The organism is Paenibacillus wynnii (assembly GCF_000757885.1).
GTDB classification, from domain to species: domain Bacteria; phylum Bacillota; class Bacilli; order Paenibacillales; family Paenibacillaceae; genus Paenibacillus_AQ; species Paenibacillus_AQ wynnii.
In genome coordinates, this window is record NZ_JQCR01000003.1 from 2,604,252 (window position 1) to 2,616,840 (window position 12,589).

A 12,589-nucleotide genomic window follows, 5' to 3' on the forward strand; every position below is an offset into this window, starting at 1 on the left:
CTATATTTTCAGCTCCCCAAGCTTGATCAGCTCGACAACCGCTTGCGAACGGCCTTTTACGTTTAACTTTTGCATAACATTGGAGATGTGGTTGCGAACCGTCTTTTCGCTGATAAATAATAGACCAGCGATATCGCGTGTCGTTTTGTCCTGCACGAGAAGCTCGAAAACTTCGCGTTCACGATGTGTCAACAAAAATTTGCTGTGGTGTTCGTTCCCTTTCAATGGTATAAGTACCGTATCACCCATATTCCCTAACTGTCACTTATCGCACCTTTTATTAGTCTTTTTTATGGTCTATGTAGGCATCTGCTAACCTATTCATTACCTTCTATTCTTTGCTTATCACTACAAATCATTGCGAGTTTAACACCAAATTTAACACCAATTTATTAGCTATGAACAAAGAAAAAAAGCAGGTCACTTACCCTGCTTTCCTTCGGCTGTATCCCCCTTAAACCAACTAATGAATGGCTCTCTAGGAATCTTTATTGAGCGACCCACACGCACCACATGAAACTGGCCGGAGTTACATAGATCATACGCTTGGTTCTTGCCTATCTGTAGGAACTTCTGAATATCCTCTACCTTAAGGACAGGTGGCAGGTCATCTACTTGTAGCGAGCTCATTACATCACCTCGATTTATCATACTGTTTAAAATGATTGTCTTATTACTTTTAATTACCTCTATTACTTTCTACTCCCCGTTCTTCCTTAACCACTTGTATGTTAAGAGTAAGGGCAATCTTATAGAACGCCTTCCACTTCCGCTTATAGTAAGTCGTCTCACCAATCGGAGGATCAAGTACATGGTTGTAAACGACATAATCAAAGTCGCAATCTATGTTAAGGTATCGCTCAGTAATTAAAATACGTTCCTTCATAGGCAGCCTCTTGACGGCTTTTTCTATTCTTTCGCAGTATCTTCTCCGGTACTCCTGGCTATCTACATTATGGATAGCAATGTTGGAAGTCTGGTCACTGGTAGTTCCTGTGTCACCCTTAGGAGAGTCAGACCATGCTGCTGTGGTCTGTGCTTCTCTTTCATCAGAGGTTATAGTTTTATAGAGCCTGTACTTCTCTAACGCCGCCTCTACCGCTGCCTGCGTCAACTTTCTATCCAGCTCTGGCAACTCAAACGACATCTGTGTCACATCATCACCTCAGTTTGTAAAGGTTCCCCGACCGAAGCCGGGGAGATCGTACGGTTCATTAAAACGGCAGGTCATCTTCGCTTTCAGGAATTACTGGTCCACCTTCCGGCTCCTCTGTTTCCTTCTCCTCTTCAGCGGCGGCTATCTCCTCAATAGTAAGCTGATCCTTATCTTCCAGATCTATCGTTCCGTCAGGATTAACAGTCCCTTTAATGCCCTCACGCGGCTCATTGAACTCCTCAATGCTCATCTGCGAAGGAGCAACACCCAGAGTCACGTTACGACCTGCGAATTTGTATAGCAGCTGTGCCTTATCGTCCTTGTCACCCTTGACACCAAACTTCATAACCGTTTTTTTGCTATCACGCTGCATGGAGATGAATTCAGCCGATAGATCGCCGCACACATCGTCACCGCCCACTTCTAGGTTAAGCACTACAATACTTCCAGATAGTTCAAACAGGTCCATCTCATCGCTAGCATCCTCAGTACCTTTGATTTCGAATTTCAGGATTTCCTTCTTATCATCTTTCTGCATAGACTTAAAAAGTACGTTCATTGTGGTTTTCATTTATAATTGCTCCTCTCGAATTTGGGAATAATATTTGGAATAATTTCTGTTGATTTTACTGTTACCGTGGTGTTTTTTCGTACTGCGCATCAATACCTATTAATCAAAACCCTCTCTCGTTACCTCGCCACGCACATACCTTTGTCTTTCGTCCAACTTAACAACATAGGTGTTTCCGCATTTGGTGCAACCGAACTCCTGCGCATGCAACTCTTTATTCGACTTAATTGAGGATTTAACAATCTTTCCTTTGTCGCTAATACGAAAATCCATGCTATTCATTTCGTGAAGAGTCAGCGTCAAATCGTTGGAACAGTCACATTTCGGTTTTTCATATGTCAATTCGCATCATTCCCTTCCTACGCTGTATGCGTCTACTACTCATTCACTTGGCTTAGTACCATATAAGCAGCCTCTGCCCTCTCTCTGGGAGTGGCGGTGAGTAGCGCGCCGATCGTTTGATTCACCTTTTCGGTGTATACGATTGATTTGAGATGCTTAACGTACAATGGCTCATCACATTTACACGCTGCTGACTGTACCTCTAGAGAGGCGGCAGGGTCAGTACAGTAGTCGGGTGCCCAAGTCCACGCAATATCCTCTGAATTTTTGCTGAAGGGATCTGCCCATTATTTTCCTTTTGGTTCTACGATCCAGTAGCAGTTGCCCGTACACACTACCCTGTGCCCCATCAACTCCGCCAGCGCCCGGTTAAGCTGCTGGTCACTCATTGTCTGTAACTGTGTCATGACTCCTTCGCCTCCCTACGTATCTCTTGGCATCGGGAACAGTAGTTTTTAAATACGCCACCTTCCTGCGTGAAGGAGTATCTATTTTGCAATGCCCCATTCATCCGGTTATCAAATCCCAACGGAGTCGGTGTTGTCGAAATCTCCCTTTCCCTGCCGCAGTCATCACATTTGACGATTGTTTTGTACTTTGTGATTTCTTCAGATCGGTAACTCATGACTCCTTAGCTCCTTTACTGTTAACGATGGATTCCAACATTTCATTATCGCGTTCAAGTACTAGTATTTTTGCTTGTTGCCGGGCTATGGTCTGCTGTGCCTCTCCCAAAGTGTTGTTCTTGTCTACAAATTCATCTCGCCATTGCTTAGCTTCCTCTTGCCATTCCTCGACATCTTGTTGTGCCTCTTTTAGAGCAGCAAGCACATCGTCAATGATTGTGTCAGCGTCCACGGATAACGGGATAGCTCCGGGCCGAGAAGCCTGGAACAATACTTTGTCACCGGTATTCATGATTACTTCCGATCCGTCCAGCAGGATTGCTCTTAATTCACGTTCTGGAGTCATGCTTTCGCCGCCTCTCCAATAAATCTTTTCGCAAATCTCAACTGCTGGTGGATATATGGATCAGTCTCGTTGCCTCCAAAGGCTAACCAATCACCAATTCGTGTATTTATGTCCTGCAATACTTTCAAAGGTAGCAAATGAGCTATCTTTCCGATCTCTTCCATAGGGTTCAAAGCTTTCAGCTCCTTTATAGGGGGAATGGGTTAACCCTCGTTATCCGTTGTATCGTCCACTATAGTTACCGTGACCTCTCTAAACCTAAGTTTGATAAATTTGATCAACACCAAATATTCCTCAGCGTACCTATTACTATCGTGTCGGTTGCTGACTGCCTCTTCAAACTCACCAATCGTCCCCCTGAAGCACCCGCGAGTAACCTCGATCTCTCCTGTTTTGATCGTATACGCTGTTAATGTTCCACCCTCTGAGCCAACAGACGTCGCCCAAAATACATGCTTATTGCTCTCCACCCGAGCATTGCCGGTGACCCGAGCATCGCCGTAGACCCGAGCATTGCCGGTGACCCAAGCATCGCCGGTGACCCAAGCATCGCCGTAGACCCGAGCATTGCCGTAGACCCGAGCATTGCCGGTGACCCGAGCATTGCCGGTGACCCAAGCATCGCCGGTGACCCGAGCATTGCCGGTGACCCGAGCATTGCCGGTGACCCAAGCATCGCCGGTGACCCAAGCATCGCCGTAGACCCGAGCATTGCCGGTGACCCAAGCATCGCCGGTGACCCAAGCATCGCCGTAGACCCGAGCATTGCCGTAGACCCGAGCATTGCCGGTGACCCGAGCATTGCCGGTGACCCAAGCATCGCCGTCTTGATTCAGGTTTTCTTCACTTTCGATCCAGCCGCCCAACTCATCAGCCTCTACGTCCCCAAAGCTGCGAGTCGCCTTGATTTGATAAAGGGTGATTCCGCACCATTCTTTGGTTGTTTCAGTCAGCGTATATTTTTCATGGTTTATCTCTCCTTAAAAGTTATTGGGCTTGATTTTGGGCGTATCGCCATTCGTAACCTTTCTATTGTCGATAGGTACCGTTGCAAGCCCGCATGATATCACCGGACCCGCTTCCTATGCTCTTCGCAGCTGTTATGCCCCCTTATATGCTGATTGTCTTTTCTTTCAAACATCTCCGTTTAAAATCAAATCCCATTCTCTCCAACTTTCCGCGCACACCCAATGCACTCTTTCTTAAGGTCTGGGCTATCGTTTCATAGCTGTATCCTTCCTGGGCCATCCGAAGCAACGTCTGCACTTCATTGGGTGTGTACTTGGTATGGTTATCCAATCTTTCTGGTCGTACCTTAACGCCTAGATCATGCAGCCGCCGCTTAACTGATGCCTCCGATCGATCAAAGAGCCTGGCAACCTCTGGATAAGTCATTCCTTTTGTTCCGAGGACCTGTACTAACCGCTGATCTTCTTCCGGAGTCCAATTCACTGCCTGAAAGGTCTTTTGAGATCGCATCTGATCTGCTTTTCGTTTGACCTTTGTCCAAGCCGGCTCTGCTCCCAAGGTGTTAGGTTCCATCTTCGCAAGGTTAAGGAGTTCTTTGTGCTGCTCAGCCCATTTCCAAAATTCTTCATAGCCGATGACCAGAACTCTGGCCGTATTTGCAAAGAGTTTCCTTCTGACTGGCAGCCCGTAATCTGGTACCCAATAATTCACGATTTGCCCATATGATTTATCAAGAGCAAGAGCTAATTGATTGACTGTGATTCCGTCAAAGTTCATCCGTGAGTCTCCGAGCCCCATTCTGCCAGCTTTCAATTTTACTGCATCGATGCTCCGTCCCAAGTTTTGAGAGATTGATTTCAAACTAATCGATCCCATTTATCCTGGAGGTAATCAATCTCTTCTTTTGTCCAATTTTTGGCGCAACCATTGATTACACCCCCACCTGTTTTAATTCCGCTGCCTCGGTATCATTCATTGTGATTGTTGCCATCCCGTCCCAATGCTCTCTTATTTCTTGAGCCTTGGCTTTGACAGCTGCTGCCTGTTTTGGCTGGAGAACAATGCTCATAGCCTCCTCGTAATGCTGCTGAGCTTTGGCATAAGCCCGGGAGTGGATCATGTTCATCCATTCCCAGAAGATTTTGTTCGACATCGATTTAACTTTTTGGAAAGCTCTGCGGCGCTGTTCTTCGGTCATGATATCCGTCCTTTCTATTGCAGCCATGCTAGCAACATGCCGAGTAGCAGCAGTGCTAGGCTGAAATTCCGTAATACCACTATTGGTTCTGGCAGCCGTTCTTCTCTTACTGACCCTATGATTCGACCTGAATCGTCCCTAAATCGAATGACTGTTTTCATATGCGGCCCCCATTTCTTAGAAATCAATTTGGCTTTTAATGTATTCCCTGATAGCTTCAACGTCTGCAATGAGCTCACGGAGGTTAGTGGCTTCGCTGGAGTCGATCTTGAGGTTAAGAAACTTACGAGCAGCGCCTAACACGGTAGGATAATGTCCATGAGTTTTGAATATTGGTTTCCCCTCTGTTTCGCCTTTCGCTGGTTTTCCAATTGCTCCAGAGTATTCTTTCAGAGTGAATTCCCTATCATCCGATTCGATATAAAAGCCACCTTCAATATGCACTTTCAAATCCATTCCTCCTTAAAATAGGAACTGGCGTTCCGTCTCAGGCATGTGACTGTCCGCCGCCGCAGGCTTCCCTCGGCGTTTACTTGGAACTGATTTATCCTTTTTCTTCTTTGTTGTCTTAGCTGCTGGGCTGATTATGGCCTGTATGACGTCCTGTTGATACGGTGTGTATGACTCCAATGACTGACCGTTTTTTACTCTTTGTACCGCCTCTGCAATCTTGGCGATGATATAGGCATCCGTCACATTGTGGCTACTGTGAGAATAATTATAGTGTTCAAGAACTGCAGTCGCGATGATAGCTTTTTTGTCGTCATCTTCAGCTAATCGCCTATTTTCATTAACGTACTTCTTTGTACGTTGCGGATTAACATCCACATACGTAAGGCCCTTCCGATAGATCATACTCCTCAACCCACCGTGTATCATTCCCGTGGTAACTCCGCTCTGCGTACCCATGGCCGGCTGTTCAATGGCGATGATGTCACCGGGTTTCAGCAATTGATAGAGTTGATTCTCTAGTGAGACGAGTTGTTGTGTAGTAATTCCACCTTTTTCCTTCCGACCCTTACCCACTAACTCCACTTCTACCAAGGGCCTGCCGTCCTCATCCAAAGCGACAAATCCGGTCTGAGTGGCTGGGTCAATGCCGACAAATCTCATGCCCACCGCCTCCGATACTTCAGGTACCTATCCTCGATCTGGTGAACTATCGCACCTACCCGAGTACGGGTTACTCCTATTTCTCTTGCTGTTTCAGCCTTCGTATTAAACTCCATCAATAGCTTGATCACTTTAATTTGTTGGGGAGTTAGCTTATTTATAAATTCGTTTACTTCAACATCGCTCAGATCATCTTCATGCTCAAAAAGTTCCCAGTATTCGACTGCACGACCTGAATGGTCATGTACTGTTGCATTCAAGGAAACTGATACGTTGTGATTGACTCTCCATAAAGCTTTCTCAGCTGCCGCCAGTGTTGAGTTAAAATAAAGAGAAATTTCTTCGGCTGACGCATCCTGCATTCGTGCTTTAAGGATTTTCCCTGATAATGCATACTCTCGTGTCGGTGGACGAACAATCGGTAGTTTGTCACGGATATAATCCATTACTTCATTCCGGATTAAACTGTATGCCAGCGTCTGCATTGCGCCCTTAGAAGGGTCATAGAAGCGATAAGTCTTTATGAGTCCGATATATCCTTCTTGAACTAGATCATCCAGTTCAACCGGTAGTTTAGTCTTGTATGAACAACGAATGGCAATGCTGTATACCAAACCCTTGTGTTTTCCGATGAAGTCATCTAACTCCCCGAGGTGGGGATTAACAGCTATCATGTCATTCACCTGCTTTCTATCACCATCAAAGCCAATTTGAAAGATTAACCGTAGCCTTTGGTGTATCAGTTTTAGCGGCTACTGGCTTTACAGGGAGCGTTTCAGGCTTACGTGGTGTATTTGTAACCTTATCTTCTACTGGCTCTATAACAGGCTCAGATTTGCTATTCTGTGGCTCGAACTCTTGGAAGTCCTGTCCAAGAATGGCGTACTTCTCACCCAACCCCGGAAACTCTTCAACCAATCTACCCCTGCGATAATACCTCATCAAATCGGCTGTTTTGTCATAGATCCTGTTGATCTTATCCCGTTCAGCTTGCGGCATATCAGACAACGGATCGTCCAACTTAGCGGCCATATCCAACAGTGCAGCCTGAGCTTTGTCATACTGCTCATCGTCTTGAATTAGCTTGCTGCGCATGCTCCTTCACCTTCTTATCAAGCTCATATTTCTCATCCTTGGTAAGGTTGATGAAGCGGCCTGTGTCACGCCTGAAGACCATTTCAAAAACACCAGTACCAATATCTCGACCTTTTGCAATAATCAGTTCTACGATGTTCTTCTTAGGAGTATCAGCGTTGTAGTAATCATCCGATAAAGGAATGTGACAATGTCAGCGTCTGACTCAATATCACCGCTCTCACGGAGATCAGACATCATAGGTCGCTTATCCGGACGTTTTTCACAATCACGGCCAACAGCCGAGATAGCCACCATACAGACATCGAACTCCCGAGCTATACCTTTAAGTGCTTTCGTGATGTAACTACCTTCTCGTTATTCTTGGTGAACTTCTTTTCAGTGTTTAAGAACTGAAGGTAATCCACATAAACGACTAGGTTAGGGAATTCTTTACGTAAAGCCTTGACCTGCCGGCGGATGTATTCCACTGTAGCTCCTGGAGTGTCATCGATATAAAGATTGCGGCTTACTATGATAGCAACGGCCTTACTGTAGGAATCCCAATCGTTATCCGACATCATGCCTGACTTAATTCTCTTGTTCTTGATCCCGCCGATAGTAGAAACTAGGCGCTCCACGACCTTCAAGTCCTTCATTTCAAGTGAGAATATTACCGCTGCCCATCCGTCCTTTGTAACAGCGTCCATGTCGTTAAGAACGTACTGGGTCTTACCCATACTCGGGCGAGCTGCCAATATCTCAAGATCACCTTTCTGATGTCCACCGCTCATTTGGTTGATATCGTCATTGGCTGTCTTGGCCCCGGTGACCCCAGAACTAGAAGCTCGATTAATAATCGTCTGACTATGCCATCGAGGATGGAAGCCATATGAACAGGTCCGCCCTCGTCATCGCCTTTTGCAGTTCTGTCAGGGCATCTATATGTTGTCTCAGCTCTGCAAGGTCCCCACCGCCATTAGTAGCAATTTGTAATCCGAGTTCAACTAGCTGCCGCTGTACTCTTTCGATTCGCACTGCCTTTTGGTAATAGCCGAACCCGTCTGTAGTAGGTACCGAATCACGGAGGGCCATAAAGTGCGCCATCCCGCCGATCTGAGCCAGCTTTGCACCCCACTTTGTAGCAAGGAACACTGGATCAAATGGATTGGACACCTCGCCACTAAAATGTCTGTGTGCATAGCTGAGTACATTGAATACTTTTGGTTGTACTCTTCTTCGCTAAAGTCCTCCTTATTTAAAAAGCAGTCATCCATCAAGGTGTGATCTTTCAGCAGAGATCCGAGTACCGCCCTTTGTGCCTCAAGACTCATCAGGGTTCACCTTCAATTTTGAGAAGGTCGCCTGCAGTTGCTCTCTGACATAATCGGGCATCGGTTTCGCATTCTCCGTTAAGTGATATTCTTCAAGCTCCAACATATCCATCTGGTTCTCAAGGCGTTGTATGTCGTATACCGACTGTGGCTGCAACCGATCCTCTCGGATCACATCCGCTATTCGTGGAGCAAATCGTGAGATAGCGATGTGGTCTCTTAAATTGAGCTGCGCTCGAGCATAAGGTATCTCTTGAAGGAATAAGTGCCATAACTGAATCACTTCTTGGTAATCTCGAATTCAGGAAATGCCGTTTTGATTACCGCGAGTAAGCTGGAGGTCTCCTCGTTGTTCATGCGGTTTCCCTCCTCCTTGGCTGAACTGCTTCAGCAGATCCATCTGCTCTTGGTTCTGCTGCTGTTTGTTTTATAACCGGCCTTCGCCTGATCCTTCTTAATCCAGACACGCAGCGTCTTGTTGTGGTCCTTCTTATGCTGGCTCGGCTTCTTGTTGGTTTGCCATTCGTCCAAGGCTTCGATAGTATTGTCTACAATCTTTTTACCGAAGTCCTCGCACAGCTTGCCGTACTGTTCTTGAGTTAGAAAAACGGTGTCATGAAATTTAATCTTTTCAGAAGGGATGTCCATATCTCTTATCTCTTCTTTCTTTAGAGTTTTCTTTCTTTCTATCTTGGGTGATGAATTGCCCCCAAGAGTGGTGAGGATTTACTCCCCTCACTGGTGGTGGATTGCTCACCCCTAATCTTCTTACTGGGGGGTGAGGTTTTCCCCACCTCTAACCACTGATTAACGTATTTATTGAAGGATAATTTCCGGGAGCTGCTACCGTGAAAAGGTTCCGCCACTTTAAGTATTTTGCAGTCCAGCAATTTCCTCAGCTCAGCTTTCACAGTTCGCTGATCGCATTGAATGGCTTCAGATAGGAACCCAACAGACAGCGCATGTGATTTACGGCCAAACCCGTAGGTGTAGCGCCAGACTATCATGAATGATGCGGAGCTGCGTGCCGTTGAATCTTCGCTTTGCCACCTCTTCCAAAATTCCATGCGCTATTCGGGTGTAGCCGTTGTCCAGATCCAGTCCTGCCATTCCATTCACCTGCTTTAAGAGGGTAAGCTCTCACGCTTTTGGATAAAGACACAGATACGTTCAATTAGTCCGAACTTGGCTTGGCGAAACTCATAACTGAGTTTCGTCACCCCATTGATGAACAAGCTTAGATACTTCCTTTAGCACCTGCGCTGCCTGGTCTAACTCGGGTGCCTTCTGCTCATCAATGGTCCGCTCAATGTGTTCCAACAACATCTTCCGCTCATCCTGTAACTGTTCATTTTCTTCCCGTAGCCTGCCGATCTCATGATTAAGTTTGCAAATCCCCTGCCCAGCACGCCCGAGATGAGCGAGCATTTCATGTTCCCGGCGCTTGTAGTCATCAAGCTGAAGCTTTGCGATGGTTAACTGGTCCAGCAATTTTTTGTTATGAGAAAATATAATTGTCATTTCAAACCACCTCCAAGTGATAATGTTGTCCTGCTATAAAACCTCGCTGCCGTAGAGCCGCCTTGACGGTCATTTCTGCCAGCTTGGGGAGATTGTTACTGCCTGATAAGTGTGTGAGGTAGATGTGTTCACCACGGCCTTTAATTAGCTTTTGTAAGGCTTCTGCAGTCTGCTGATTGCTTAAGTGCCCTAAGTCACTCAGCACCCGAGCCTTGACGCTATCAGGATAATCGACTCAACAACCATATCTGGGTCATGATTGGCTTCAATGATGTAGATGGAGCCCTCCATCATTTCTAGCATTTCGGAGTCTACCTTTCCGGTGTCGAAGACTACACAGGTACGCGGTCCATCATCCGGCTCAATCGCGTAGCCTACGCGCTCATATGCGTCATGGTGAGTTTGGAATGGATAAAGGTGTACACCGCCTAGATCAATCATTTCGTACTTGCCGTACTTTGTTTCTGCCACCCGTTGGAGATCTGATTCAACACCCGAAATCCCTTTCCATTCACCATCTGTTGCCCATACGGGAATGCCGTACTTATTCGCCATTGGAGCCCCTTGATGTGATCCCCGTGAGCGTGGGTTATGAAGATTGCGGCGACCTTATCCGGTCTAATCCCTACTTCCAGCAGGCGCTTCTCGATCTTGGTCTTGGCTATTCCAGCGTCGATGAGGATGGTCTTGCCTGATGTTGTAAGAGCGATGCAGTTACCTGCGGATCCAGAGGCGAGAATATCAACTTTTCATTTCACTCACCCCTTAGATTTATGCGAGTTAATAATGTTTTCCAAACCAATCTCCTTCACCAATTTCTCACCTATGGCATCCTTTACGGAGTCGTTGATGTGCTTCTTTATTGTCTCGCTGACCTTTTCACGATGTCGTCTGACATACGTTTTGTCTGTTGATCCAATTGTTTATTAATCAACCAATCCATTCGTGTCCAGTTGTTCCCGTAGCTGCTCTCACGGCCTTCATTATCGACCTTTTTGAGAAGCCATGTATCGCACTTTTCCTTGATCAAGTCGTATATGGTAACGTCTTTCTTTTTCACATCGCCCCACTGGTCAGTAATTGTTACACCTCTCTGGAGGAATTCGGTGTAGGTTTTTTCAACCAACGCGTCCACCTTAGTGGAAAGTTGCTTTAATGCGTCTGATTCAAGACTACCAACAGCTTTATGTGAGATTTTTGGACCGATTGAATCAACAATTTTTTCCTGTATCTTTTGATCTAGCGATTCTTCCTCATCAATCCAATCGATATCTACTGTTACATTAAGCTTCATATCGCACGCTCCTTCATTGTTTTCTCACGCCATTCCTTATCAAAGGTGGCATTTCTTAGCAGGCCATTCGTAATGCCGGCGACCAAGCACGAAAGTTACAAACAACCCTGTAGCCTTCTCGTAGTAGGCACCGTTTAGAACTTCAACTTTTGGCTTCCAAGGAGATAAGATCAGCGCCGCCGAACAGATCTAGTTGCTCTTTTTCGCTTTGCTTTGCGATTACCACCGCCCCTGTCAGTTCTCCATAACAGCGAGGGCATACTCTTAAGCGTCCAAGATATTCCTCGCGGTCTGGATTTATCTCGCTCCCACAGACCATACAGTCCGGGGAGAGAGTGTAAATCTCAACAACTGGTATATCAGAGTGGGAGGTCATCGTCTTGGGCTTGTGCCGCTAGCCGCTCAGCAATGTGAATGTCCATGATTTTCAGCAGGCCCGTCAGTTCCTTAAGGTTAGGTTTATCACCCTTCGTCTTAACGTTTTCTGCAATATAAGCAGCCATTTCCTCAGGTTCTGTGATTCCTAACTGGGAGAATTTTATTTTCATATCAGCACGGGCTTTTTATACGATCTTCTTCGTTGGGAGTTGTAACTCCCTGATTCCCACCAGGGCTAATAACTTCCGGATCTTTTGCAGTCGGAGTGATATCCTTCCGCTCGTAACTCGCTATATTCTCTACACTAGGACCCGAGTTAACAAATTCATCCTCAGACACTTCAATACCGTATTGACGCTTGAAGGCTCGTTTAATTGCATGTTTTACAATCATGTCATCGAAATAATCCTTCCACATTTGACCGTTTCGACTTTGAGTAGATGTTCGACCTGATCACTTCTAACAATCACTAGAATATTTGGCATTCCTTCACGGTAAGCGATACAATATGCCCCCACTGTCTTACCAGGACTCATTATGTTGGGTTCGTGTTCAACTTCTCCAGTGGCAACATTAGCTTTAAACATGTCGTTCTCTCTAACTTCGGAAGCAATAAATCCTTTATATTGCGGGTGAGACTTTGCGAGTGACACAATGCCTTCTACTG

26 protein-coding genes and 2 pseudogenes are annotated in these 12,589 nt (G+C 46.0%); all 28 read right to left on the minus strand.

Annotated elements, in window-relative coordinates:
- Positions 1-225, minus strand: a complete 225-nt coding sequence (locus PWYN_RS27510; protein ID WP_019908812.1) for a helix-turn-helix domain-containing protein — start codon at positions 223-225, stop codon at positions 1-3.
- 195 nt (positions 226-420) lie between these two features.
- Positions 421-630, minus strand: coding sequence for a helix-turn-helix domain-containing protein (locus PWYN_RS27515; protein WP_036647231.1), 210 nt, complete (start codon positions 628-630; stop codon positions 421-423).
- A gap of 49 nt (positions 631-679) precedes the next feature.
- Positions 680-1,147: an ArpU family phage packaging/lysis transcriptional regulator gene (locus tag PWYN_RS27520; RefSeq protein ID WP_036647233.1), complete on the minus strand. Its 468-nt coding sequence runs from the start codon at positions 1,145-1,147 to the stop codon at positions 680-682.
- Positions 1,148-1,214: 67 nt separating this feature from the next.
- Complete coding sequence (locus tag PWYN_RS27525; RefSeq protein ID WP_240479648.1) at positions 1,215-1,727, minus strand: hypothetical protein; 513 nt, start codon at positions 1,725-1,727, stop codon at positions 1,215-1,217.
- A 745-nt stretch (positions 1,728-2,472) separates the two neighbouring features.
- On the minus strand, positions 2,473-2,694 hold the full coding sequence (locus tag PWYN_RS27535) for a hypothetical protein (protein WP_036647238.1): 222 nt from the start codon (positions 2,692-2,694) through the stop codon (positions 2,473-2,475).
- Positions 2,691-3,041 carry a hypothetical protein gene (locus PWYN_RS27540; RefSeq protein ID WP_036647239.1) on the minus strand — a complete coding sequence of 117 codons (351 nt, stop codon included), beginning with the start codon at positions 3,039-3,041 and terminating at the stop codon, positions 2,691-2,693. Before PWYN_RS27540 ends, PWYN_RS27535 begins: the two co-directional genes overlap by 4 nt.
- Positions 3,038-3,205: a DUF6877 family protein gene (locus PWYN_RS29725; protein WP_338049172.1), complete on the minus strand. Its 168-nt coding sequence runs from the start codon at positions 3,203-3,205 to the stop codon at positions 3,038-3,040. Before PWYN_RS29725 ends, PWYN_RS27540 begins: the two co-directional genes overlap by 4 nt.
- Positions 3,206-3,244: 39 nt before the next feature.
- Entirely contained in the window at positions 3,245-3,907 is a 663-nt protein-coding gene (locus PWYN_RS27545) for a bactofilin family protein (RefSeq protein ID WP_205622799.1), read from the minus strand.
- A 244-nt stretch (positions 3,908-4,151) separates the two neighbouring features.
- Entirely contained in the window at positions 4,152-4,871 is a 720-nt protein-coding gene (locus PWYN_RS27550; RefSeq protein ID WP_157261274.1) for an RNA polymerase sigma factor sigma-70 region 4 domain-containing protein, read from the minus strand.
- A 70-nt stretch (positions 4,872-4,941) separates the two neighbouring features.
- Positions 4,942-5,208: a hypothetical protein gene (locus PWYN_RS27555; protein WP_036647243.1), complete on the minus strand. Its 267-nt coding sequence runs from the start codon at positions 5,206-5,208 to the stop codon at positions 4,942-4,944.
- Between the two features lie 14 nt (positions 5,209-5,222).
- Positions 5,223-5,369, minus strand: coding sequence for a hypothetical protein (locus PWYN_RS29480; protein ID WP_157261049.1), 147 nt, complete (start codon positions 5,367-5,369; stop codon positions 5,223-5,225).
- Between the two features lie 16 nt (positions 5,370-5,385).
- Complete coding sequence (locus tag PWYN_RS27560; RefSeq protein ID WP_052087651.1) at positions 5,386-5,658, minus strand: hypothetical protein; 273 nt, start codon at positions 5,656-5,658, stop codon at positions 5,386-5,388.
- A 12-nt stretch (positions 5,659-5,670) separates the two neighbouring features.
- Entirely contained in the window at positions 5,671-6,321 is a 651-nt protein-coding gene (locus PWYN_RS27565; protein WP_036647244.1) for a RuvC family protein, read from the minus strand.
- Positions 6,318-6,995, minus strand: a complete 678-nt coding sequence (locus tag PWYN_RS28430) for a sigma-70 family RNA polymerase sigma factor (protein WP_052087652.1) — start codon at positions 6,993-6,995, stop codon at positions 6,318-6,320. The genes PWYN_RS27565 and PWYN_RS28430 overlap by 4 nt, the downstream gene beginning before the upstream one ends.
- A 25-nt stretch (positions 6,996-7,020) precedes the next feature.
- Positions 7,021-7,416, minus strand: a complete 396-nt coding sequence (locus PWYN_RS27575) for a hypothetical protein (protein WP_036647246.1) — start codon at positions 7,414-7,416, stop codon at positions 7,021-7,023.
- Positions 7,417-7,545: 129 nt separating this feature from the next.
- A pseudogene (locus PWYN_RS28435) lies at positions 7,546-8,189 on the minus strand (DnaB-like helicase C-terminal domain-containing protein).
- Positions 8,190-8,262: 73 nt separating this feature from the next.
- Positions 8,263-8,571 (minus strand): hypothetical protein, encoded by a 309-nt coding sequence (locus PWYN_RS27585; protein ID WP_169744159.1) that lies wholly within the window; start codon positions 8,569-8,571, stop codon positions 8,263-8,265.
- A gap of 80 nt (positions 8,572-8,651) precedes the next feature.
- A pseudogene (locus PWYN_RS30785) lies at positions 8,652-8,729 on the minus strand (hypothetical protein); the annotation flags it as partial.
- On the minus strand, positions 8,719-9,012 hold the full coding sequence (locus PWYN_RS27590) for a hypothetical protein (RefSeq protein WP_036658624.1): 294 nt from the start codon (positions 9,010-9,012) through the stop codon (positions 8,719-8,721). The gene PWYN_RS27590 and the pseudogene PWYN_RS30785, both read right to left, overlap by 11 nt.
- 104 nt (positions 9,013-9,116) lie before the next feature.
- Entirely contained in the window at positions 9,117-9,377 is a 261-nt protein-coding gene (locus PWYN_RS27595) for a hypothetical protein (RefSeq protein ID WP_036658626.1), read from the minus strand.
- 38 nt (positions 9,378-9,415) lie between these two features.
- Positions 9,416-9,796 (minus strand): replication protein, encoded by a 381-nt coding sequence (locus tag PWYN_RS30790; protein ID WP_084146975.1) that lies wholly within the window; start codon positions 9,794-9,796, stop codon positions 9,416-9,418.
- A 133-nt stretch (positions 9,797-9,929) separates the two neighbouring features.
- The gene (locus PWYN_RS27600) at positions 9,930-10,250 is read right to left on the minus strand and encodes a hypothetical protein (RefSeq protein WP_036658628.1); all 321 of its coding nucleotides are present in this window, start codon (positions 10,248-10,250) and stop codon (positions 9,930-9,932) included.
- 198 nt (positions 10,251-10,448) lie between these two features.
- A complete protein-coding gene (locus PWYN_RS30500) occupies positions 10,449-10,805 on the minus strand; it encodes an MBL fold metallo-hydrolase (protein ID WP_338049236.1) in 357 nt (118 codons plus the stop codon).
- On the minus strand, positions 10,688-10,990 hold the full coding sequence (locus PWYN_RS30505; RefSeq protein ID WP_338049250.1) for an MBL fold metallo-hydrolase: 303 nt from the start codon (positions 10,988-10,990) through the stop codon (positions 10,688-10,690). The genes PWYN_RS30500 and PWYN_RS30505 overlap by 118 nt, the downstream gene beginning before the upstream one ends.
- 119 nt (positions 10,991-11,109) lie before the next feature.
- Complete coding sequence (locus PWYN_RS27610) at positions 11,110-11,544, minus strand: hypothetical protein (protein WP_036658630.1); 435 nt, start codon at positions 11,542-11,544, stop codon at positions 11,110-11,112.
- Positions 11,545-11,903: 359 nt separating this feature from the next.
- Positions 11,904-12,092, minus strand: a complete 189-nt coding sequence (locus PWYN_RS30230; protein ID WP_036658633.1) for a hypothetical protein — start codon at positions 12,090-12,092, stop codon at positions 11,904-11,906.
- Between the two features lies 1 nt (position 12,093).
- A complete protein-coding gene (locus PWYN_RS30235) occupies positions 12,094-12,315 on the minus strand; it encodes a hypothetical protein (RefSeq protein ID WP_052088469.1) in 222 nt (73 codons plus the stop codon).
- The coding region (locus PWYN_RS30240) for a recombinase RecT (RefSeq protein ID WP_240479849.1) at positions 12,312-12,589 on the minus strand (278 nt) is incomplete at its 5' end. The genes PWYN_RS30235 and PWYN_RS30240, both read right to left, overlap by 4 nt.